At 70.5% G+C, this 22,009-nt stretch carries 24 protein-coding genes; 8 read left to right on the top strand and 16 right to left on the bottom strand.

The annotated features are described in order from the left end of the window. Positions 1 to 12: 12 nt before the first annotated feature. From era to ASD30_RS26755, 3 genes are read right to left on the bottom strand one after another with little or no spacing between them, the layout of a single operon-like run. Positions 13 to 999, bottom strand: coding sequence for a GTPase Era (era, locus tag ASD30_RS21210; protein WP_082564054.1), 987 nt, complete (start codon positions 997 to 999; stop codon positions 13 to 15). Continuing rightward, positions 996 to 1,787 carry a siderophore-interacting protein gene (locus ASD30_RS21205; RefSeq protein ID WP_056686724.1) on the bottom strand — a complete coding sequence of 264 codons (792 nt, stop codon included), beginning with the start codon at positions 1,785 to 1,787 and terminating at the stop codon, positions 996 to 998. Before ASD30_RS21205 ends, era begins: the two co-directional genes overlap by 4 nt. A gap of 9 nt (positions 1,788 to 1,796) precedes the next feature. Beyond that, positions 1,797 to 1,964, bottom strand: a complete 168-nt coding sequence (locus ASD30_RS26755) for a hypothetical protein (protein ID WP_156393741.1) — start codon at positions 1,962 to 1,964, stop codon at positions 1,797 to 1,799. 78 nt (positions 1,965 to 2,042) lie between these two features. Between ASD30_RS26755 and ASD30_RS21200 the strand changes: the two genes are divergently transcribed. Further along, on the top strand, positions 2,043 to 3,425 hold the full coding sequence (locus ASD30_RS21200) for an MFS transporter (protein WP_056686721.1): 1,383 nt from the start codon (positions 2,043 to 2,045) through the stop codon (positions 3,423 to 3,425). After that, a complete protein-coding gene (locus tag ASD30_RS21195) occupies positions 3,419 to 4,177 on the top strand; it encodes an HAD family hydrolase (RefSeq protein ID WP_056686717.1) in 759 nt (252 codons plus the stop codon). The genes ASD30_RS21200 and ASD30_RS21195 overlap by 7 nt, the downstream gene beginning before the upstream one ends. A 26-nt stretch (positions 4,178 to 4,203) precedes the next feature. On the opposite strand, the gene ASD30_RS21190 is transcribed toward ASD30_RS21195, so the two are convergent. The 8 genes from ASD30_RS21190 to ASD30_RS21155 all read right to left on the bottom strand — a co-directional run bounded on the left by ASD30_RS21190 (position 4,204) and on the right by ASD30_RS21155 (position 10,795). Continuing rightward, positions 4,204 to 5,481, bottom strand: a complete 1,278-nt coding sequence (locus tag ASD30_RS21190) for an SAM-dependent methyltransferase (protein ID WP_056686714.1) — start codon at positions 5,479 to 5,481, stop codon at positions 4,204 to 4,206. A gap of 2 nt (positions 5,482 to 5,483) precedes the next feature. Continuing rightward, positions 5,484 to 6,863, bottom strand: a complete 1,380-nt coding sequence (locus tag ASD30_RS21185; protein WP_082564052.1) for an FAD-binding oxidoreductase — start codon at positions 6,861 to 6,863, stop codon at positions 5,484 to 5,486. Between the two features lie 171 nt (positions 6,864 to 7,034). Then, positions 7,035 to 7,349, bottom strand: a complete 315-nt coding sequence (locus ASD30_RS21180; protein ID WP_056686711.1) for a hypothetical protein — start codon at positions 7,347 to 7,349, stop codon at positions 7,035 to 7,037. Then, positions 7,342 to 8,658, bottom strand: a complete 1,317-nt coding sequence (locus ASD30_RS21175) for a hemolysin family protein (RefSeq protein WP_056686709.1) — start codon at positions 8,656 to 8,658, stop codon at positions 7,342 to 7,344. The genes ASD30_RS21180 and ASD30_RS21175 overlap by 8 nt, the downstream gene beginning before the upstream one ends. Further along, complete coding sequence (gene ybeY / locus ASD30_RS21170) at positions 8,655 to 9,104, bottom strand: rRNA maturation RNase YbeY (protein WP_056686706.1); 450 nt, start codon at positions 9,102 to 9,104, stop codon at positions 8,655 to 8,657. The genes ASD30_RS21175 and ybeY overlap by 4 nt, the downstream gene beginning before the upstream one ends. Then, entirely contained in the window at positions 9,101 to 10,117 is a 1,017-nt protein-coding gene (locus ASD30_RS21165) for a PhoH family protein (protein ID WP_056686703.1), read from the bottom strand. Before ASD30_RS21165 ends, ybeY begins: the two co-directional genes overlap by 4 nt. Further along, positions 10,114 to 10,314 carry a hypothetical protein gene (locus ASD30_RS21160; RefSeq protein WP_056686700.1) on the bottom strand — a complete coding sequence of 67 codons (201 nt, stop codon included), beginning with the start codon at positions 10,312 to 10,314 and terminating at the stop codon, positions 10,114 to 10,116. Before ASD30_RS21160 ends, ASD30_RS21165 begins: the two co-directional genes overlap by 4 nt. A gap of 124 nt (positions 10,315 to 10,438) precedes the next feature. After that, positions 10,439 to 10,795, bottom strand: coding sequence for a histidine triad nucleotide-binding protein (locus ASD30_RS21155; protein ID WP_056686697.1), 357 nt, complete (start codon positions 10,793 to 10,795; stop codon positions 10,439 to 10,441). An 87-nt stretch (positions 10,796 to 10,882) separates the two neighbouring features. Between ASD30_RS21155 and ASD30_RS21150 the strand changes: the two genes are divergently transcribed. From ASD30_RS21150 to ASD30_RS21140, 3 genes are read left to right on the top strand one after another with little or no spacing between them, the layout of a single operon-like run. Next, positions 10,883 to 11,455, top strand: coding sequence for a SigE family RNA polymerase sigma factor (locus ASD30_RS21150; protein WP_056686693.1), 573 nt, complete (start codon positions 10,883 to 10,885; stop codon positions 11,453 to 11,455). Continuing rightward, on the top strand, positions 11,452 to 12,555 hold the full coding sequence (locus ASD30_RS21145; protein ID WP_056686690.1) for a Gmad2 immunoglobulin-like domain-containing protein: 1,104 nt from the start codon (positions 11,452 to 11,454) through the stop codon (positions 12,553 to 12,555). Before ASD30_RS21150 ends, ASD30_RS21145 begins: the two co-directional genes overlap by 4 nt. Positions 12,556 to 12,572: 17 nt before the next feature. Further along, complete coding sequence (locus tag ASD30_RS21140; protein ID WP_056686687.1) at positions 12,573 to 13,616, top strand: winged helix DNA-binding domain-containing protein; 1,044 nt, start codon at positions 12,573 to 12,575, stop codon at positions 13,614 to 13,616. On the opposite strand, the gene ASD30_RS21135 is transcribed toward ASD30_RS21140, so the two are convergent. The 4 genes from ASD30_RS21135 to hrcA form a co-directional block, all read right to left on the bottom strand. Next, complete coding sequence (locus tag ASD30_RS21135; protein WP_082564051.1) at positions 13,602 to 14,894, bottom strand: cytochrome P450; 1,293 nt, start codon at positions 14,892 to 14,894, stop codon at positions 13,602 to 13,604. The two genes, ASD30_RS21140 and ASD30_RS21135, sit on opposite strands and share 15 nt — an antisense overlap. Before the next feature lie 79 nt (positions 14,895 to 14,973). Next, entirely contained in the window at positions 14,974 to 15,714 is a 741-nt protein-coding gene (locus ASD30_RS21130; protein ID WP_056686681.1) for a 16S rRNA (uracil(1498)-N(3))-methyltransferase, read from the bottom strand. Next, on the bottom strand, positions 15,714 to 16,889 hold the full coding sequence (gene dnaJ, locus ASD30_RS21125; RefSeq protein ID WP_056686678.1) for a molecular chaperone DnaJ: 1,176 nt from the start codon (positions 16,887 to 16,889) through the stop codon (positions 15,714 to 15,716). Before dnaJ ends, ASD30_RS21130 begins: the two co-directional genes overlap by 1 nt. A gap of 37 nt (positions 16,890 to 16,926) precedes the next feature. Then, positions 16,927 to 17,949, bottom strand: coding sequence for a heat-inducible transcriptional repressor HrcA (gene hrcA / locus ASD30_RS21120; protein WP_056686675.1), 1,023 nt, complete (start codon positions 17,947 to 17,949; stop codon positions 16,927 to 16,929). Positions 17,950 to 18,098: 149 nt separating this feature from the next. On the opposite strand from hrcA, the gene ASD30_RS21115 reads away from it, so the two are divergent. From ASD30_RS21115 to ASD30_RS21105, 3 genes are all read left to right on the top strand, one after another. Beyond that, positions 18,099 to 18,800, top strand: coding sequence for a hypothetical protein (locus ASD30_RS21115; RefSeq protein ID WP_056686672.1), 702 nt, complete (start codon positions 18,099 to 18,101; stop codon positions 18,798 to 18,800). Between the two features lie 146 nt (positions 18,801 to 18,946). Beyond that, positions 18,947 to 19,768 (top strand): MBL fold metallo-hydrolase, encoded by an 822-nt coding sequence (locus ASD30_RS21110; protein ID WP_056686669.1) that lies wholly within the window; start codon positions 18,947 to 18,949, stop codon positions 19,766 to 19,768. Between the two features lie 19 nt (positions 19,769 to 19,787). Beyond that, on the top strand, positions 19,788 to 20,642 hold the full coding sequence (locus ASD30_RS21105) for a DUF3097 domain-containing protein (protein ID WP_056686665.1): 855 nt from the start codon (positions 19,788 to 19,790) through the stop codon (positions 20,640 to 20,642). A gap of 106 nt (positions 20,643 to 20,748) precedes the next feature. Here the strand turns inward: ASD30_RS21105 and hemW are convergent, their stop codons facing one another. Then, positions 20,749 to 21,996, bottom strand: a complete 1,248-nt coding sequence (gene hemW, locus ASD30_RS21100; RefSeq protein ID WP_082564050.1) for a radical SAM family heme chaperone HemW — start codon at positions 21,994 to 21,996, stop codon at positions 20,749 to 20,751. Between the last annotated feature and the right edge of the window lie 13 nt (positions 21,997 to 22,009).

Genomic DNA, 22,009 nt, shown 5'->3' with positions numbered 1-22,009 from the left:
TGGCCCACCGACTCAGAAGCCGAGCTTGCGCAGTTGGCGCGGGTCGCGCTGCCACTCCTTGGCCACCTTGACCCGCAGGTCGAGGTGCACGGGGGTGCCGAGCATGGCCTGGATCTGCATGCGGGCATCGGTGCCGACCTGCTTCAGGCGCGACCCCTTGTGGCCGATCACGATGCCCTTCTGCGAGTCACGCTCGACGTAGAGCCATGCGTGGATCTCGAGCAGAGGCTTGTCCTCGGGGCGGTCCTCGCGCAGGCCCATCTCCTCGACGACGACCGCGATGGAGTGGGGCAGCTCGTCACGCACGCCTTCGAGCGCGGCCTCGCGGATCAGCTCGGCGACGATCGCCTCCTCGGGCGCGTCGGACAGGTCGCCGTCCGGGTAGAGCGGTGGGCCTTCCGGAAGCATCGCGGTGAGTACGTCGGCCAGCAGCTGCACCTGGTCTCCGCTCTTGGCCGAGACCGGCACGATCTCGGCCCACTCGGTGCCGGTCTGCTCCCCCAGTGCCTGGATGGCGAGCAGGTGCTCGCCGATCTGCTCGGGCGTGGCCAGGTCGGTCTTGGTCGCGATGGCGACCTTCACGCTGCGCCGGACCTTCGAGAGCTCCTTGACGATGAACGTGTCGCCGGGACCGATCTTCTCGTTCGCCGGGAAGCACACGGCCACCACGTCGACCTCGGCCCACGTGGTCTTGACGAGGTCGTTGAGGCGTTCGCCGAGGAGGGTGCGCGGGCGGTGCAGGCCGGGGGTGTCGACGAGGATCAGCTGCGCGTCGTCACGGTGCACGATGCCGCGCACGACGGTGCGGGTGGTCTGCGGCTTCGAGGAGGTGATCACGACCTTCGAGCCGACCAAGGCGTTGGTCAGCGTCGACTTGCCGGCGTTGGGACGACCCACGAAGGAGACGAAGCCGCTGCGGTAGCCCTCGGGCCGTTCGCCGTGCAGGGGTCCGGCCGGTGCCACGCCGCTGACGTCGAAGTCCTTGTCGTGCTCATTCATTCCGTCTCCCGTGCTGCGTCGTAGTCGGCCCAGATCTCTTCATCACTCTTGCCTGCCGCCTTGCCTGCCCGGTAGATCGGGCCGGGGTCGACCGCACGCGGCTGGCGCTTCAGCGCCGCACGCCAGTAGCCCATCACGTCGTACTGCGTGCTCGGCAGCTTCACCTCGCGCATGAGGTGCTTGCGGATCGCCCGCATCTGGGCGGACTCCCCCGCCATCCAGAAGTATCCGGGGCCCTCGGGCCACGGCAGCGACTCGGTGAACGCGGCCAGGTTGCTCTGCCCGGGGCCGGGCGGCTCCAGCCAGGTCAGGTCGCCGGACTTCTCCAGGGCCTCCGGGAAGTAGCCGTCGATCCGCTCCGGGGACTCGGCCCACACATGGGCTCGTACATCGGGGCCGAGCTCCTCGACGATCCTCGCCATCGCCGGCAGCCCGGTCATGTCACCCACGAGGTAGAGCCACCGGCTCTCCTCGGGCATCGCGAAGGAGCCCTTGGCCTCGGTGATCGTGACGGTCTCGCCGGTGCAGTCGCGCATCGCCCACTCGGTGACCAGGCCGACGTCGTGGACCACGACGTCGAGCACCAGCTCGACGCCGTCCCATGACCGCACGGTGTAGTAGCGGGACTGGAACTGGCCCGGCACGACCAACCCGACCCACTCGTCGCTGATTCCGGTGGAGGTGAATCGGGCCAGCCCCTCACCGCCGAGGGTGAGGCGCACGAGGTGCGGCGAGATCTCCTCACGCCGCAGCACCTGCGCGGCGTACTGCTCGGCTCGGGTGCTCACCGGACAAGGTTAGTCGCCCGTGCCCGGGCCGCGCGCATCCGCTGCCGGGGCGCGAGCCAGGAGCCCACCGGCACCGTCCTGTCCGAGGCGCACCAGCATCGCGGCCTCGGGGTCGCTCACTGCCTCGACCTGACCCGGGCCGAGGATTGCGTCGGCGAGCAGGTGGCCCTCCCCCACGGGACAGCGCAACCAGTCGCAGCGACGAGGACATCGCGATGAAAGCCTCGTGCAAGCATGCCCCGGCACGCTGCTGCAATGCCACTGGAAACCGATGACCGAGCCGCCCAGCTCCGCGCGCTGCCCCGGACCCGCACGCTGGTCGTGTGCCTGGCCCTCTTCCTGGAGGGCATGAGCTCGTCGGCCATCAACGTGCAGATCGGCGCCGTGGAAGGTGAGTTCGCCCCCGGCCCGGTCGAGCTCCAGCTGATCGCCGGCGTCTTCCTGATCTCCTACGCCGGCCTGCTGCCCCTGGCCGGTCAACTGGTCGACCGGAGCAACCGCCGGACGCTGTTCCACCTCGGCGTCGTCCTCTTCGGGCTCGGCAGCCTGGCCTGTGCCCTCGCGCCCGCTGCCGCCTTTCTCGTGGTCGGTCGGTTCACCCAAGGTGCCGGTGCCGCGTTGAGCGCCCCCGCCGCCCTCGCCCTGATCACCGCGGGCCTTCCCGAGGGCCCCGCCAGGAACCGCGCCGTGACGGCGTACGGCGCCATGGGTGCGGTCGGGTTCTCGACCGGGCTGGTGGTGCCGGGTGCACTGGTCACGGCGCTGGGCTGGCGCTCGAGCTTCCTGGTGCTCGTGCCGATCGTGTTGCTGGTCCTGGCCGCGACGTGGCGGATCCCGCCCTCGGTGGCTCACCGCAGCGGCCGGTTGGACCTGCCGGGAGCGCTGCTCCTCACCGTGGCCCTGGGCCTGGCGCTCAGCCTGGTCAGCGGGGTCGGCAGCCTCACCGTCGGGCCGCTCGGTGCCGGCGCCGGGGTGTTGGTGCTGCTCGTCGGCGTGCTCGTGCGCAGGGGCGGCGTGGGCGGCATCCCGCGCAGCACCTTCGGGCGCCCCCGAGTGCTCGGGGCCGGTCTCGGACTGGCGGCTGTCTTCGCCGGTGTGCTCTCGTCGATGTTCGTGCTGAGCCTCGACCTGCAGGCCGGAGGCGGGATGGACGCCTACGAGGTCGGGCTCCTGATCCTGCCCCAGCCGTTGGCCTTCTCGGCCGCCTCCCGGGCCGGGGCAGCAGCCGTGGGTCGTCACGGTCCGGGCCGGACGCTGGCCGTGGGGATGCTGCTGATCGCGACCAGCCTGGTGCTGCTCGCCACGGTCACTCGCGGTCCGTCGGAGGTGCGGATCCTGATCGCGATGGCCGTGATCGGCATCGGCATGGCGCTCAGCTTCCCGGCCGCGTCGATCGCCGCGATCGACGCCACGCCCGAGGCGCTGCGCGGGACCACCGCCGGTCTGCTGACCACGGCCCAGAACGTCGGCGGGGCACTCGGCCTGGCCGTGGTCACCGCGCTCGACGTCGTGCCTCGGGAACACGGGGACAGTGCCACCCCGGGGCTCCTGGTCGCCGCGGCCCTCATCGTCGGCGGTGGACTCGCCGCCGTGGTCGCGGCCCGTATGCGTGCCCCGGAGGGAGCCCACGCATGCTGATCGCCTGCGACCTCGACGGCACCCTGACCTTCGACGGAACGTGCCCGGCCCAGCCTCTGGTCGACGTACTCGAGGACTTCGCGGAGCGGCCGGACGTCAGGCTGGTGCTGGCCACTGCCCGTTCCCCGCGGTGCCTGCGGGACTGGTTCGGGCGCCTGGCGCAGCGGATCGACCTGGTCTGCTGCAACGGGGCCCTGCACCTGCCGCCGGGGGGCCTGCCGGCGACCGTCCGTGCCCTGCCCGCCACGTCGGTGGGCCGGCTGCTGGAGCGGTTGGACCGGGCCGGGGTCGGCTGGTGCGCGGAGTACGGCGACCACTTCGTGGCCCGCGACGCGACGGCGCTGCCGTGGTTCGGAGACCGTGCGCGACGACTCATGGCCCCCGGTCAGCGGCCACCCCTGGACGGCGTGCTCAAGGTCAGCATCGAGGAGTCACGACGCGGGATGCTCGCTGCGGCCGGACTGCCCGGAGTCGTCACCCTGCCGCACGCGACCGGCGACATGGACGTCGTCGCGGCGGGCGTCGACAAGTCCGTGGCGGTTGCGGGCCTCTCGTCGACCGGGGCCGCCGACCTGGCCGTGGGCAACGACCTCAACGACCTCGCGATGCTGCGCTCTGCCCGGCGTGCCGTGGTGGTCGGCGACGGTCTTCCGGCCCTGGACGACGTGCCGCACGTGCGCAGGGTCGCGGCCCACCCCCGGGACGTCGAACGGGCGCTCCTGGACGCCGTGCCGCAGGTCGGCATCGCCTGACCCGCGGCACGGCCCTCGTGCCTGGTTCAGGCGATCCAGTCGGGACGCAGCGGGAAGCCGCTTGCGCCGCGTTCGTCGTTGCGGGTGGCGAGCACGTGGTGCAGCTCGATCTCGTCGCGCTCGAACCCGATCCGCGAACCGGCCATGTAGATGCCCCACACCCGGGCCGTGCCCTCGCCGACCTCGGCGACGCACTCGTCCCAGTTGGCCTCGAGGTTCCGGCACCATCCGGCGAGGGTCAGCGCGTAGTGCTCGCGGATGTTCTCGGTGTGCTGGACCTCGAGTCCGGCGTCCTGGGCGGCGGCCACGATCGTGCCCGAGCCGATCAGCTCGCCGTCGGGGAAGACGTAGCGGTCGATGAACGCCCCGGTCTCGGTCGGCCGGTTGTGCGGGCGCGTGATGCTGTGGTTGAGCAGTCGCCCGCCCGGGCGCAGCTTCTCGCGCAGGAAGGTGAAGTACGACGGGTAGTTCCTCACCCCGATGTGCTCGGTCAGGCCGATCGAGCTGACCGCGTCGAAACCGGTCTCCATGACCTCGCGGTAGTCGAGGTGTCGCACCTCGGCCAGGTCACCGAGCCCTTCACGATCGATGGCCTCCTTGGCCCACTGGGCCTGTTCGAGCGAGAGGGTCACGCCGAGCGCCTTGACGCCGTACTCGCGTGCGGCGTGGCGCACCATGCCTCCCCAGCCACAGCCCACGTCGAGCAGGCGTTGACCGGGTTGGAGGTTGAGCTTGCGGCAGATCAGGTCGTACTTCGCGGCCTGGGCCTCCTCGAGGGTCGCCTCGGGGGTCTCGAAGAGTGCGCAGGTGTAGGTCATCGACGGACCGAGCACCATCTCGTAGAACCGGTTCGAGACGTCGTAGTGGTGCTTGATCACCTCGGCGTCACGGTTCATCGAGTGGCGCAGGCCCTCGAAGGCGCGACGCCAGCGCGGCAGGTGCTCCTGCGGCGGCACCGGCGGCGGCCTCAGCTTGTCGATGCCCAGTCCGCGCACCAGACGCAGCGCCTCGCTGACGCTGGGTCGGCGGAACTTCAGGTGGTTGACCAGCAGCGCCATCGCCTCGTAGGGGTCGCCCGGATGCACTCCGCGGAGCTCGAGGTCGCCCATCACGTAGGCGCGGGCCATGCCGAGGTCGCCGGGCGCGGTCATGATGTAGGAGAGCCCGCGCTCGTTCTTGAGATGCAGCTCGATCTTCGCGTCAGGTGGTCCGGCGACGCTGCCGTCGTACGCACTGAAGCGCACCGGGGAACCGTCGTGGAGAAGGGAATCGATGGCCTGCCCGATGGTCACGGAGTCGGTCATGCTCACTGGCGTTGCACCGCCTTGTCATAGAGAGAGGTGAGTCGGTCGTGTGGGTCGTAACGCTGTTTCACGGCGGCCAGGTTGGCGCCGTCGTAGAGCCGGTCGAAGGTGGCTCGGTCGTAGAACGCCTCGGAGTAGAGCGACTTGTGCCCGCCGAGCTCGTGCACCTTCGCCTCGATGGCGCGGTTCCGGGGAGCGTCGTCGGCGTCGTCGCCGACATGCACGGTGCCCCAGAATCCGGCGTTGACGTAGGTCGTGCCGGGCTCGAGCGGGTACGACGGCCAGCGGGTGCCGGCACCACGCAACCGCAGCGGACACAGCCACACGGGGCGCATGCCGACGGCCTCGTCGAACCAGTGGAGGAAGTCGGGCAGCCGGTCGACGGGGACCTCGACGTCCTGGATGACGCGTTCGCGACGGGGCCGTCCGGCCCGGCGGTCGAGGCGGTCGGCGATGCCGAAGCGGCGGTCGAGGCCGACCAGCTTGTGGTAGACGTCGGAGCGCCGCCAACGGCGCGGCCAGAGCCGGCGGATCCGCGGGTTGTGCAGCCCGAACGCGCCCGAGCACCAGAACCAGTCGGTGTCCCAGCGCCAGAGGTAGTCGTTCATGGTCAGCACGTCACGCTGCCGCTGCTGGATGGAGCGGTAGTAGATGCCACTGCCCGTGTAGTCGCTCGGTTCGCCGGTCGCGGCATCGCTCCACCGGGCCAGGGTCAGGTAGAGCTCGCCCGGTTCGAAGGCCACGCCGTCGAGTCCGTCGACGCTCTCGCCCTCCCACTCGCCGGACTCGACGATGGTCTCGATCGCCTTGCCCAGCTGGGCCGCGTCGTCGAAGCGGACGTGGCGGAGTGCGACGAACCCGGGCACCTCCTCGAGCTCGATCTTCAGCCGGACGGCGTAGCCGAGCGAGCCGTAGGAGTTGGGGAAAGTGGCGAAGAGGTCGGCGTGCTCGTTGTCGGTGCGCGCGGTGATCACCTCGGCGTCACCGGTGAGGAGGTCCATCTCGACGACCGACTCGTGGGGCAGGCCATTGCGGAAGCTGGTCGCCTCGATGCCCAGGCCGGTGACCGCTCCACCGAGCGTGATCGTGCGCAGCTGCGGCACGACGAGCGGGATCAGGCCGTGCGGCAGGGTCGCCTCGACGAGGTGCTCGTAGGTGCACATGCCCTGCACGTCGGCGGTGCGGTTGGCGACGTCGACCTCTATCACGCCGTCGAGCCCGGACACGTCGAGGCCCGGCACGCTGGTGCTGGAGCGGGGCCGGAACAGGTTCGAGGTGCTCTTCGCGAGCCGCACGGGGGCGCGCTCAGGAATCGCGGCGTACGACGCCAGCAGACGTTCCACGGCCTCCCGGTGGTTCTCCCACCCACGCACGATGGTCACAGGAACACGGTAGCGCCTCACTGCTTGCACTCACCAAGGGGTATTCCCGATACTCCCTGACGTTCGGGCCCTCCAAGCCCGATACTCCCTGACGTTTCGGCCCTCGGCAGGGCCGAAACGTCAGGGAGTATCCCCGGAAGTGGACCGGAACGTCAGGGAGTATCGGAGGGATCAGACGAGGTGGAGGGGGACGCCGGGGCCGGCGAACTCCTCGACCACCGCGAGATCGGCCGCGGAGGCGGGACCGTCGGCACCACCGTCCCGCATGAGTACGACGGCCTCGAGGCCGGCCGATCCCGACGAGGAGGCCATCGCCACGCACACCTGGATCGCGGAGAGCTTGAGCGACGGGAGGTCGACCGAGCCGGCGGCGTAGGTGCGTCCGTCGGTGTCGCGCACGGCGGCGCCTTCCGTGGCGCGGGTGCGGGCGCGCGTGGCGCGGGCCAGGGTGACGAGCTTGGCGTCTTCGGGGGCGAGGTCAGGCATGCGGCTCAGCGTAGTCGTCGGCGTCGGCCCTCCCGGGCGGTGGTTCGGCCTTGCTGATCAGCACCGTGCCGATGCGGTTGCGCCTGCCGGCCGACTCCTCGGCCTCGAAGCGCAGGCCGTGCGACTCGACGACCGAACCCGGGATCGGGACCCGGCCGAGCTCCTTGGCCATCAGACCACCGACCGAGTCGACGTCCTCCTCGACCTGCACGTAGCCGGGGAACAGCTCGTCGAGGTCGTCGACCGGGTAGCGCGAGGAGACACGGGTGCTGCCGTCCTCGAACACCTCGATCTGGATCTCGCCCTCGTCGTACTCGTCGGTGATCTCGCCGACGATCTCCTCGAGGACGTCCTCGATGGTGACGATGCCGGCCGTGCCGCCGTACTCGTCGACGACCACGGCGATGTGCTGGCGGCGGGCCTGCATCTCGGAGAGCACGTCGTCCGCCGGTTTGCTGTCGGGCACCCAGTGCACCGGGCGCAGGTGCTGGTCGATGCGCTCGGTGGTCTCTGCGTCAGCGTTGTCGAAGACCCGCTTGCTGACGTCCTTGAGATAGGCGAAGCCGACGATGTCGTCGAGGTTCTCCCCCACGACCGGCATGCGGGAGTAGCCGCTGCGCAGGAACAGCGACATCGTCTGGCGCAGGTTCTTGTTGCGGTCGACGTACAGCACGTCGTTGCGGGGCACCATCACCTCGCGGACAGTCGTGTCACCGAGCTCGAAGACGGAGTGGATCATCTTGCGCTCGCCGTCCTCGATGACGCTGGAGGCCTCGGCCATGTCGACCAGCTCACGCAGCTCGGTCTCCGTCGAGAACGGTCCGTCGCTGAACCCCTTGCCGGGCGTGAGCGCGTTGCCGATCAGGATCAGCAGCTGCGGGATCGGGCCGAGGATGCGGGTGACCCACTGGATCGGCGCGGCGCAGAGCAGGGCGACGGTGATCGCGTGCTGGCGGCCGAGAGTGCGCGGCGCGACCCCGATCGCGACGAACGAGACGACCAGCATGATGCCGATCGAGATCAGGATCCTGGCCCACGACGCATCGACGCTGCCCGAGACCAGCCGGGTGACGAGCACGATCGCCGAGACCTCGCACAGGATGCGCAGCAGCAGCGTGGTGTTCAGGTAGCGGGCCGGGTCGTCGAGGATCGCCAGCACCCGTTTGGCACCGGCCTTGCCCTCAGCGGCTATCTCCTCGGCGCGGGCGCGCGAGAAGCTGGACAGTGCGGCGTCGGCGGCCGAGAGGAGACCGGCGAGGAGAACGAGGACGGCTGCTGAACCCAGCAGCCAGAGATCGCCACTGGTCATTGGGCACGCCACTCGGCGAGGAGCCGGTCCTGGAGACCGAACATCTCCTTGTGCTCCTCGGGCTCCGCGTGGTCGTAGCCGAGGAGGTGGAGGATGCCGTGCACGGTGAGCAGCTCGATCTCGGCGTCCCGTGAGTGCCCAGCCGTGACCGCCTGCTTGCCGGCGATCTCGGGGCACAGCACCAGGTCGCCGAGCACGCCCTCTTCAGGCTCCTCGTTGACCAGGCCGGGACGCAGCTCGTCCATCGGGAAGGCCAGCACGTCGGTGGGGCCGTCCTTCTCCATCCAGCGGGCGTTGAGCTCGGCGATGGTCGCCTCGTCGACGGCCTTGATGCAGAGCTCGGCCTGCGGGTGCACCCGCATCTGGTCCATCACGAACCGGCTCAGCATCGACAGCTGGTGTACGTCGAGCTCGTGACCCGACTCGTTGAGCACCTCGATGGTCACCGGTGCTGGTCCTTCCGCGCGGAGTCCCGGGCGTCGAAGGTCTCGTAGGCCGCGACGATCTTGCCGACCAGCCGGTGACGCACGACGTCGTGGGCGGTGAGCCGGTTGAACGAGATGTCGTCGACGGTGTCGAGGATGCCCTCGACGATGCGCAGCCCGGACTTGGTGCCGGACGGCAGGTCGACCTGGGTGACGTCGCCGGTGACCACGATCTTGGAGCCGAAGCCCAGCCGGGTCAGGAACATCTTCATCTGCTCGGGCGTGGTGTTCTGGGCCTCGTCGAGGATGATGAACGAGTCGTTGAGCGACCGGCCGCGCAGGAACGCCAGGGGCGCCACCTCGATGGTGCCGGCGGCGAGCAGCTTGGGGATCAGCTCGGGGTCGAGCATGTCGTGCAGGGCGTCGTACAGCGGCCGCAGGTAGGGGTCGATCTTCTCCGTGAGCGTGCCGGGGAGGAAGCCGAGCTTCTCGCCGGCCTCGACGGCGGGTCGGCTGAGGATGATGCGGTTGACCTGCTTGGACTGCAGTGCCTGCACCGCCTTGGCCACGGCCAGGTAGGTCTTGCCGGTGCCGGCCGGGCCGATGCCGAAGGTGATCGTGCTCTTGTCGATCGAGTCGACGTAGCGCTTCTGGTTCAGCGTCTTGGGCCGGATGGTGCGGCCGCGGTTGCTCAGGATGTTGAGCGAGAGCACGTCGGCCGGGCGCTCGGTGGTCTCGGCGCGCAGCATCGACACGACCCGCTCGACGGTCTCGTCGGTGATGCCCTGACCGGTGCGGATGATCGTCACCAGCTCTTCGAGGAGTCGCTCCACGAGCGCGATCTCGGCCGGTGCGCCCTGGAGGGTCACCTGGTTGCCACGCACGTGTACGTCGGCCTCGAAGGCGCGCTCGATCAGGGACAGGTGTTCGTCGTTGGGCCCGAGCAGGCTGACCATGTTGACGCTCGACGGCACGACGACGGTGTGCTTGGTGGTCGGGCCGCGGGAGCCGGACTCGCTCTGGGTGTCTGTCATGAGGACTCCATGCTACGGCGCGGCGAGCACCGGGTCACACCGGCTTTTTGCGACAGGGCTGCCACGGCCTCGGCATCGGCGGCGTCATCGGTGATCAGCTGGCAGATCGCGCTGGCGTCGCAGATCCGGGCCAGCGCCACCTTGCCGAGCTTGTGCGATCCCGCGACGACGCTGACCCGCTGGGCGCTGCTGACCATCTCCGCGTTGATGCCGGCGCACGGCCGTCGCCGACGAGGTCACCCGACTCCTCGGGCTCCTGTCCGGCTCGGTCGTCAGCGCGGACTGACCAGCGCCGTCAGCGCCGGCCGCCGTACGCGACCGTCAGCCCGGGGGCCAGGTCAGGTCGCGCCCGCCGAGCACGTGCAGGTGGGCGTGGAAGACCGTCTGCTGCGCGGCCGCCCCGGTGTTGAACACCGCGCGGTAGCCGGGCAGGTCCTCCTTCTCGGCGACCTCGCGGGCAGTGGTGAACAGCTCGGCCAACGCCGCCGGCTCGTGGTCGGCCAGCGACGCGGCGTTCTCGTAGTGGCTGCGCGGCACGACCAGGAAGTGCGTCGGCGCCTGCGGTTGCAGGTCTCGGAAGGCGACCGTGAGATCTGTGGCGTGCACGATCTCGGCGGGCAGGTCGCCGGCCACGATCTTGCAGAAGATGCAGTCGTCAGGGGGAACGGGTGCACTCATGCAGGCCACACTAGAGGTGGCGCCGCGAGCAATGAAGGGCCCCCGGCGTGTAAACCGGCGGAGCGACCTGCGCGTGCCACTAGCGTGATGACCCATGCACCTCCGACGACGACGGACCGCCCAGTGACCGGCGACGGCCGGCCCGGCGACGCCGACTCCGCGGTCGAGCAGCTGTACGCCGCCCACTGGCGCTCGCTGGTCCGCCTCTCGGTGCTGCTGGTGCGTGACACCGGCACGGCCGAGGAGATCGTCCAGGACGCGTTCGTCGCGATGCACGGGCGGTGGGGCAGGTTGCGCGAGCCGGAGAAGGGCCTCGCCTACCTGCGCCAGGCCGTGGTGAACCGGTCGCGGTCGGTCCTGAGGCACCGCAAGGTGGTCGACCGGCACCTCGAGGTCGAACGCCACCGCGGTGTGCCCCTCGCCCCCGGCGCCGACGAGCACGCCCTCGAGCAGGCGCGGCGCGAGAGCGTCCTCGACGCTGTGGCCGCACTCCCCCGACGCCAGCGCGAGGTGATCGCGCTGCGCTACTACCTCGATCTCACCGAAGCACAGATCGCGGACACCCTCGGCATCAGCCGCGGTGCCGTGAAGAGCCACGCGTCGCGTGGCGCCGAGTCGTTGCGCCAGCACCTCGGAGAACTCCTGGAGGACCACTCATGAACCGCCCCGAGAAGAACGACCCGCTCCGGGAGCTGATCTCCGACGCGGTCTCCGACGTGGAGCCCGCAGACGGGCTCGAGTCCATCCGCAACCGAACGAAGGTGACCAGCATGAGCACTCGCCGACCCTGGATCTACGGCGCCGGTGGCGCCATCGTCGCCACCGCTGCCGTCATCACCGCGATCGCGTTCGCCGGGAACTTCGGCGACGGTGACTCCGCCGACCCCGGCCCGGCCGGGAGCTCGTCGGCCGGCACCACCGATGGTGCGACCGACGACGTCACCGTCGAGGACCCGTCGGCCTTCACGACCGAGGGCGAGACCGACCCGGCCGACCCACCGGCGGTACTCGTCACCGTGCCGGTCTACTACATCGGTGACGGCCCGGGGGGCAGCGTGCTGTTCCGCGAGTTCACCAAGCTGCGACCGGGATCCGGGCAGAGCAATGTCGAGGCCGCCCTCGGGATGGCCGTCAGCGGCACCCCGATGGATCCCGACTACCGCCAGCCGTGGCCGGACGGCACCAAGGTCGACACCACGGCCGAGACGATGCAGGGCGACGTGATCGTCGTACCCCTTCTCGAGGGTGGCACGCCCTTGCACGACCGGCCCGACGGCATGAGCGAGCGCGACGCCCAGCTGGCGATCGAGCAGCTCGTCTACACGGCACAGGCCGCCGTCGGCAAGGGTCGACTGCCCGTCCAGATCCTGCTCGACGGCGAGCACAGCGACACCGTCCTCGGCGTACCCACCTCGGAGCCCCTCGCCAACGCCGACGTGCTCGACACGCTCTCGCTGATGAACGTGACGGCGCCCGTCGAGGGAGCCGAGGTGTCCGGGTCGTTCACCGCCACCGGCGTCAACAACAGCTTCGAGTCGAACGTCCAGTGGCAGGTGCTCAAGGGCGACAAGGTGGTCAAGGACGGCTTCGGCACCGCCGAGGGCTGGGGCATGGATCGCCTGTTCCCCTGGAAGGTGAAGGTCGACGTCAGCGGCCTGGCCCCGGGCGAGTACACCTTCAAGGCGATGAACGACGACCCCACCGGTGGTGCCGAGGGCAACGGGCCGGACGTCGACACGAAGACCATCGTCGTCAAGTGAACGCCTAGGTTGGGGTCGTGCAGCTCACGCCACGCGACCTCAACCGCACCCTGTTGGCTCGCCAGCACCTGCTGGAGCGCACGACGATGCCGGTCCCGGCGATGGTCGCGCACCTGGTCGGCCTGCAGGCCCAGGCCAACCTGCCGCCGTACCTCTCGCTGGCCGCACGTCTGGAGGGCTTCGACCCGTACGACGTGAGCGCCGGCCTGACCACGAAGGCTCTGGTCCGGCTGCTGACGATGCGCGGCACCGTGCACCTCCTGGTGCCCGACGACGCGCTGTCGCTGCGGCAGTGGACGCAGCCGCGCCAGGACCGCGAACGCGCCGCCAGCCAGAACACCGCGTCCGCGCTGCACCTCGACGCAGGTGAGTTCGCGACCGCCGTCTCCGAGCTGCTCGCCGACGCTCCACTCTCGGGCAAGGAGCTCGGACTTCGCCTCGAGGAGCGCTTCCCCGGCGTGCCGCCGACCGCCCTGACCAACCTGGCCCGCGTGGACCTTCCCCTGGCCCAGCTGCCTCCGCGCGGCTGCTGGCAACAGGCGGGCGGAGTCGTCTACCAGTACGTCGACCGGTGGCTGGAGCGATCGTTGGTCGAGCCCGATCCCCCGGCGATCGTCCGCCGCTACGTGCGCGCGTTCGGGCCGGCCACCGCTGCCGACGTGACCGCCTGGTCGGGCATCACCCGGCTCGGTCCGGTGGTCGCCGGGATGGACGACCTCGTGCGGCACACCGACGAGAACGGCCGGGCACTGTTCGACGTCGAGGGAGCGCCGATCGTGAACGCTGAGGCGGCGGCGCCGGTGCGCCTGCTCGGACAGTACGACAACGTGTGGCTCTCCCACGCTGCGCGCGATCGCGTGACCACCACCCTCAACCGCAAGCGCTGGATGGGACCGAACGGCGGGATGGCGAACACGGTCTTCGTCGACGGCATGCTCGAGGGGCTGTGGCGGGTCGTCGACGACGCCCTCGAGTTCGAGCTGTTCCGTGACCTGACCCGTGCCGAGCAGCAGGAGCTCGACGCGGAGGCCGCGCGGGTCGAGGCGCTACTTGCCTCGTGACTCCGGTCCGGGGATCACCGGCACCCGCTCCACGCCGTACACCAGAGAGCTGTGCCGGAAGCCGAGGTCGGAGTCGGCCAGCTGCATCTGGGGGAAGCGGCGCACCAGCGCGGGGAAGGAGGTCCGCAGCTCCATGCGGGCCAGCTCGGAGCCGATGCAGCGGTGCAGGCCGTGGCCGAAGGCCAGGTGGCCGTGTGCCGGCCGGGTCGGGTCGAACGCGTCGGGCGCGTCGCCGAAGACCGGGTCGCGGTTGACGCCCGGGACCGAGACCAGCACCACGTCGCCCTTGTGCACCCGGTTGCCTCCCACGGTCATGTCCTGCCTGGCGAACCGCGGGAACGCCACCTGCACCACCGAGAGGTAGCGCAGCAGTTCCTCGACCACCGGGTTCACCGACTCGTCGTCGTCGCGCAGCCGCTCCCATGTGGTGCGGTCGCCGAGCAGCACGGCCGTGCCCATCGCGAGCATGCCGGCACTGGTCTCCATGCCGCCGGTGAAGACCCCGTCGGCGAGCCCGGCCAGGTCGTAGTCGCTGATCTCGTCGCCGTGCTCGCGAAGGATCTGGCCGATCAGGCCCGGACCGGGCTCGGCGCGTTGCCGGCGGGTGGCCTCCTTGAGGAACTCCCGCGAGTCCGAGATGGCCCCGAGCGTGCCGTAGCCACCCTCGGTGACGTCGAACCGGGCGCTGCCCAGCCCGCGGAAGATCTCGCGGTCGTGGTCGGGCAGCCCGAGCAGCTCGCAGATCACCAGGAACGGCACGGGGAACGCGAAGGTCGGCACGAGGTCGACGACCTCCTGATCGCGGGCACGCGCGGCGATCTCGTCCAGCTGTTGCTCGACGATGCGGGTCACCATCGGGCGGATGCGTTCGAGCCGGTGCATCGTGAACTCGGGCGTGATCAGCTTGCGCAGCCGCGTGTGGTCGGGCGGATCGGTGAAGCCGAGACCGCCGATGTCGCCGTCGGACGCGCCGCGCTTGCCGACGTACGGGCGGATGTCGGTGCTGTACGCCGTCGGATCCATCAGCACCTCGCGGCCCTCGTCGAGCCCGGTGACGAGCCACACGTTCATCCCCAGCAGGGCGGTGAGGTGATGGACAGGGGCCTCGCTGCGGGTCTCGGCGAGGCGGGGCTGGGGGTCGAAGCCGTTGCGGGCCAGGGGCCAGCCGAGTGCGTCGGGCACCTTGTCGAGCCGGGACAGGTCAATGGTCTGGGCCGGCATCAGACGCAGCAGGGTCTTGCGCACCAGCCCCTGCAGCTGTCGCTTCATCACACTCATGCCTCCAGCATCACCGAGTCCGTGCTGCCTCACATCGGGGTTCTCCCCGAGTGCGTCCCCCATTCAAACCCTCCTCCGGTCACGACCAACGGTCAGTGCCCGCCAACAACGCGGCCACTGCGGCCAGCCCGGCGGTGGAGGTGCGCAGGACCTCGCGTCCCAGTCGCACGGGGCGAACCCCCGCGGCCTCGAAGGAAGCGAGCTCCTCGTCACTGATGCCACCCTCGGGACCGACCACCACCACCATGGTGACACTCCCCTGCACAGAGATCGCGGACAAGGGCTCCGTGGCGCCCTCGTGGAGCACGACGGCCACCTCGGCCTCGCCGAGCAGGGCGGCGACGTCCTCGGTGGTGGCCAGCGGCGCCACCGTCGGGAACCAGGCGCGCCGGGACTGCTTGGCCGCCTCGCGTGCCGTGGCCGTCCACTTCGCGTGTGACTTGGCCGCGCGGTCACCACGCCACACCGCCACCGACCGGGACGCTGCCCACGGCACGATCACGTCGACGCCGATCTCGGTGAGCACCTCGACTGCGAGCTCTCCGCGGTCACCCTTGGGCAGGGCCTGGACCACCGTGACCGACGGGGCCTGACGCTCCTCGTGGCGCGGCTCCGCCACCTCGACGGTGAACACCCGCTTGCCCGTGGTTGCCACGACTCCGCGGGCCGACGTACCAGCACCGTCGGTGAGCACGACCTGCTCCCCGACCCGGAGCCGGCGTACGGCGACCGCGTGGTGGGCCTCGTCGCCGGAGATCTCCACCACGTCACCTGCGGCCACACCCGCGAGGGTGGCCACCAGGTGCACGGGCAGCGACATCAGTGGTTGAAGGCGTCGCGGAGGCGACCGAAGACGCCCTTGTGGGTGGCCTGGACGCTGCCGTCGGGGGTCTCCTCGCCACGGAGGGCGGCGAGCTCGCGGAGCAGCTCCTCCTGGCGCGGGTCCAGGCGGGTCGGGGTGTCGACCACCACGGTCACGATGAGGTCACCGCGGCCGACGTTGCGCAGGCCGGGAACCCCGCGTGCACTGAGCGTCTGGGTGGCGCCGGACTGGGTGCCGGGCCGGATCTCGAGGGCGAAGCTGGTCTCGACGTCGGAGTCGTCACCGGCCAGGTCGGCCTCGAGCGTGGGCAGGGTCAGGGAGGCACCCAGCGCGGCCGCGGTCATCGGCACCGTCACCGTGCAGTGCAGGTCGTTGCCGTGGCGGGTGAAGGTCGGATGGGGGGCGACGTGGATCTCGACGAACAGGTCGCCGGCCGGGCCACCGCCCGGGCCGACCTCGCCCTGGCCGCTGAGCTGGACACGCGTGCCGACGTCGACCCCGGCCGGGATCTTCACGGTGAGGCTGCGGCGCGAGCGCACGCGCCCGTCGCCGGCACACTCGCGACAGGGGTCGGGGATGATCGTGCCGAAGCCGCGGCAGGCCGCGCAGGGCCGCAGGGTGCGGATCTCACCCAGGAACGAGCGCTGCACGTGGGCGACCTCTCCCGCGCCGCGGCAGGTCTCGCAGGTGATCGGCTTGCTGCCCGGCGCGGCACCGTCGCCGTGGCAGGCCTCGCACTGGATGGCGGTGTCGACCTTCAGCTCGCGGGTGACCCCGAAGGCCGCCTCGGCGAGCTCGATCTCGAGGCGGATCAGGGCATCCTGGCCGCGGCGCATCCGTGGTCGCGGTCCACGACCACCCTGGCCGGCCTGGCCCTGGCCACCGAAGAAGGCGTCCATGATGTCGGTGAAGGAGAACCCGGCGCCCTGGCCGAACCCGCCGGCGCCCATGCCGCCGCCGAAGGGGTCGCCGCCGCGGTCGTACGCCGCACGCTTCTGGGGGTCGCTGAGCACCTCGTAGGCCAGCGAGACCTCCTTGAACTTCTCCTGGGTCTCGGGGTCGGGGTTGACGTCGGGGTGCAGCTGTCGGGCCAACCGTCGGTAGGCCTTCTTGATGGCGTCCGCATCCGCGTCTCGTGACACGCCGAGGAGTTCGTAGAGGTCCTGGCTCATGAGTCCTTCTGGTTCGTGGTGGTGATGATCGAGTGGGTCACGCTTCGTTGAGGATCCGCGAGACGTAGCGGGCCACGGCGCGAACGCTGGCCATGGTGCCCGGGTAGTCCATGCGGGTGGGACCGACGATGCCGAGGGTGGCCAAGGCCTGCTCCTGCGGGCCGTAGCCGGTCGCGATCACGCTGGTGGTGGCGAGTTCCTGGTAGGGGCCCTCGTGTCCGATGCGGACGGTCACGGCGTCGCCGTCGCCGGCCTCACCGAGGAGCTTCAGGAGCACGACGTGCTCCTCGAGCGCCTCGAGAAGGGGTCTGATGGTGGTGTCGAAACCGTCGCCGAAGCGGGCCAGGTTCGCCGTACCGCCGACGGCGACGCGAGCGTCGGAGCGGTGGTCGGACATCGCCTCGACCAGCGCGGCGACGACGGCCGTGGCCACGGGCCGGCCGGCTGGCGGCAGCTGGTCGACGACGTCGTCGAGGGCCAGGGCCGCGTCGGCGATGACCTCGCCGATGGCAGCCCGGTTGACCAGGGTGCGCAGCTTCTGGAGGTCGTCGTCGCCGAGGTCGCCGTTGAGGTCGAGCACGCGCTGCTCGACGCGACCGGTGCTCAGGATCAGCACCAGCAGCAGGCGGTTGGGGGTCAGGGCGACGATCTCGACGTGGCGCACGGTGCTGCGGCTCAGCGTCGGGTACTGCACGACCGCGACCTGGCGGGTCAGCTGGGCCAGCAGTCGCACGCTGCGCTGCACGACATCGTCGAGGTCGACCGCGCCCTCGAGGAAGGATGCGATCGCGCGCTGCTCGGCGGCGCTCATCGGCTTGACCGTGGTGAGTCGGTCGACGAAGAGGCGGTAGCCCTTGTCGGTGGGCACCCGGCCGGCGCTGGTGTGGGGCTGGGTGATGAACCCCTCCTCCTCGAGCGCGGCCATGTCGTTGCGGACCGTGGCCGGCGAGACACCGAGCTGGTGCCGCTCCACGAGGGCACGCGAACCGACCGGCTCCTCGGTCGAGACGTAGTCCTCGACGATCGCCCGGAGCACGGCAAGGCGGCGGTCCTCGACCATGGTCGTCCTCCTCGATGCTGGCACTCCGACTTTACGAGTGCCAATGCTACTCGGCAGGCCCCGCGAACGCCGAAGCCGTGCCGTGAGGGTCTGGTCACCCCACGTTCATTAGGTTAGGCTGCCCTAAGTTTCAAGTAGAGAGCGAGTCCATGACCACCACCAGCCCGTCGCCCGACCCGGCCAGCCTGGCCGCCCACGCCCGCAGCATCCTGTCCTGCCCCGAAGGCGTCAGCCTCGTGGTCGAGGGCGCCGAGTACGACCTCGACGAGGGCGTCTCACTGCACGACGACGCGGGCACGCCTACTTTCTTCGCGCCGTTCGGCTGCACCGTCGACCGGGCTGCGGGCGAGAACCGCAACGCCCTGCTGCGGGTCACCGGCCGACTCGACGCCGACAACGACGTCCGCTCGCACGTCGTCCTGGCCGGCACCCTGCGGGTCCAGGGCGAGTGCTGCCACGAGGACACACTGCGAGTGGTCACGCTCGAGATCGGGATGGTCTCGCTCGTCCTGACCGGCGGCGGCCACCCCGAGCGCCACCTCACCGTGCCGACCTCGCAGTTCCGGCACCCGGCCCACCGCCTGAACCGCGGCTACCTGCACAGCTGCGCGCAGCATGCCAACGAGTGCCACCAGGACGAGCTGCTCCGGGCGGTCGCCCTCGCCACGGGCACGCCGCTGGGCCAGCTGGCCGGCGTCACCCTGGCCGACCTGCGTCCCGCGGGCGTCAGCCTCCGGTGGATCGACGCCTCCGGCTCGCACTCGCGCGAGATCGCCTTCCCGGTGCCGGCCCGCAACCCCGAGGAGCTGGCCGGCCTGCTCAGCGCCCACCTCCACAGCGACCTCTGCTGACCCTTCCCGCGAACCGTGGATTCTTGATGCGCGAGCCGTGGATTCTTGTGTCACGAGCCTGCAGTTGTTGGTGTGCGAGCCGGTGATTCTTGCGGTGACGCGGCACGGCCGTACGGCGTCCGCGGGCCACGTCCTAGTCTGGCCGGATGGCTACTCCCCTGGTCGAGGTCGCGGATCGTGTCTGGGTCGCGCGCCACGAGTGGTTCGACGTCAACGTCACGGTGATCGGTGGCACCACCGGCCTCGTGGTCGTCGACACCCTTGCCTCGACGCGCGAGATGCGCGGCACCCTGGACGCCGTACGACGCCTCGGTGAGGTGGTCGCCGTGGTCAACACGCACGAGCACTTCGACCACGTGCTCGGCAACTCGCTCTTCGACGGCCTCCCGATCCATGCGCACGAGGAGACGGCGGCCGCACTCGAGCGCTTCCGCGACGACCGGCCGGCGTACGACGGCGAGCGGAGCGAGGAGATCGACGCCTCCCCCGTCGTGGTGCCCACCGACACGTTCTCGTCCGCGCGCGTGGTCGACCTGGGAGATCGACAGGTCGAGCTGCTCCACCCCGGTCGCGGCCACACCGCCGGCGACATCGTGGTGCGCGTGCCGGATGTGAACGTCGTGGTCACGGGCGACCTCCTCGAGGAGTCCGCGCCACCGGCGTACGGCGAGGACTCGTGGCCCATGGACTGGCCCACCTCGCTGGACCTCGTCATATCGCTGATGACCGACGAGACGGTCGTCGTACCGGGCCACGGGGCGGTCGTGGACCTCGACTTCGTGCACGAGCAACGCGGTGGGATCGGCGTCGTCGCGGAGACGATCCGCGACCTCGCCGGGCGCGGCATCCCCGCGAGCCAGGCGCTGGCCGAGGGCGAGTGGCCCTGGCCACACGAAGCGCTGCGGCACGCCGTCGCTCGCGGGTACGAGCAACTCCCCCGCGCGTCGAAGCGGCTCCCGCTGATCTGATCGGGCTAGCGTTCGCAGGGTGTCTTCCCCCAACGACCGCTACGGATCAGACGTGCTCAACACCGACTGGGGCGCGCCCAAGAACGGCCGCGCCACCGAGGTGGAGGCCGACACCGGGTTGGTCGTCGAGGAGATCACCACCGACTGGTGCGGCGAGATCGTGGCCGTCGACCGCGACATCGACACGGTGACGCTCGAGGACCGCCGCAGCCAGCGCCGCACGTTCCCGCTCGGCCCCGGGTTCCTGCTCGAGGGCAAGCCGGTGATCCTTACCCGGCCGACCCGGTTGAAGACTCCCGCCAAGCCGACGCGTACGGCGAGCGGGTCGGTCGCCGTACACGGCGCGAAGGCCCGCGTGGCGCGAGCCAGTCGCATCTTCGTCGAGGGCCGCCACGACGCCGAGCTGGTCGAGAAGGTGTGGGGTGACGACCTGCGCATCGAGGGCGTGGTCGTGGAGTTCCTGGGCGGCGTCGACGACCTGTCCGAGCACCTCCGCGACTTCAAGCCGGGACCGGACAGGCGGGTCGGCGTTCTCGTCGACCACCTCGTCCGCGGCTCGAAGGAGAGCCGGATCGCCCAGTCGATCGCGAAGTCCCCGGTCGGCAAGCACGTGCTCATCGTCGGCCACCCGTTCATCGATGTCTGGGCGGCGGTGAAGCCCGAGCGGCTGGGCATCGCCCGGTGGCCCGACGTGCCGCGCAACATCGAGTGGAAGTACGGCGTCTGCCAGCAGCTTGGCTGGCCGCACCGCAACCAGACCGACATCGCCCGCGCCTGGCAGCACATCCTCGGCGGGGTGCGCGGCTTCCAGGATCTCGACCCGGCTCTGCTCGGCAGGGTCGAGGAGCTGATCGACTTCGTGACCGCTCCCTGAGGTCGCTGCCTGGCGCCAGACCGCAAGGACTGCAGGTTCGGACGTCAAGGACTGCGGGTTCGAGGCGCAAGAATCCACGGTTCGCGCATCAAGAATGCACGGTTGGTCAGATGAGGTCGCGGACGACGGCGTCGGCCAGCAGCCTGCCTTGCAGGGTCAGCACCAGACGCCCCGGGTCGTGTGGGCCCTGGTCGAGTGGGTTCGGGTCGAGTGGGTTCGGCTCGATGAGGCCGCGGGCGAGCAGGTCGGGCAGCAGCGCGCGGGCCTGGTCGTCGAGCAGGTCGAGTGACAGTCCGTCGCGGATCCGGATCTCCAGCAGCACGCGCTCGACCCGGCGGGTCTCGTCGTCGAGGACCTCCCGGGCCAGCGCCGGGCTGACTCCTCGGGAGATGCGCTCGGCGTACGCCGCCGGGTGCTTGACGTTCCACCAGCGAACCCCGCCGACGTGGGAGTGCGCGCCGGGGCCGACGCCCCACCAGTCCGCCCCCTGCCAATAGAGCATGTTGTGCCGGCATCGCGTGTCGACGCCGGTCGACCAGTTCGAGACCTCGTACCAGCCCAGTCCGGCCGCCGACAGGGCCGCGTCGGTGGCGAGGTACTTGTCGGCGTGGTCGTCGTCATCGGTCATCGGCACCTCCCCCCGGCGCACCCGACGGGCCAGCGCCGTGCCCTCCTCCACGATCAGCGAGTACGCCGACACATGGTCGGGGCGGCACGCCAGCGCGGCGTCGAGCGACTCCTGCCAGTCGGCTGCCGACTCCCCCGGCGTCCCGTAGATCAGGTCGAGGCTGACCTGGTCGAAGCCGGCCTGCCTGGCCCAGTCGACCACCGCCGGGACTCGCAACGGGTCGTGGGTGCGGTCGAGGGTCTTGAGCACATGTGGCACCGCCGACTGCATGCCGAACGAAAGCCGGTTGAACCCGCCGTGACGCAGGGCCTCGAGGTCCCACAGGGCCACGCTGTCCGGGTTCGCCTCCGTCGTGACCTCGACGTCGTCGGCCAGACCGAACTCGGCGGAGATCGACGCGACGATGGCGGTCAGGTCGGCCGGGGGCAGCAGCGTCGGCGTACCGCCGCCGAAGAAGATCGTGTCGACGCGACGGTCGACGTCGCCGAGCACGGCGCGCGCCTGGCGGATCTCGGCGATCGCCGACTCGGCGTACGTCGCACGCGTGACGCCCTCACCCAGCTCGGTCGCGGTGTAGGTGTTGAAGTCGCAGTAGCCGCAACGCACCGTGCAGAACGGCACGTGGACGTAGACGCCGAACGGGCGGTCGGCGGCCCCGGCCAGCGCCAATTCCGGGAGCCGGCCGTCGGCGGGAGCCGGGTCTCCGGGAGGCAGGGCTGAGGGCACCCGCCCATCCAAT

Source organism: Nocardioides sp. Root140, from assembly GCF_001426745.1.
Taxonomy (GTDB): Bacteria; Actinomycetota; Actinomycetes; order Propionibacteriales; family Nocardioidaceae; genus Nocardioides.
Note: the sequence above shows the minus strand (reverse complement) of the source record. Positions and strands in the feature narration are given on the sequence as shown.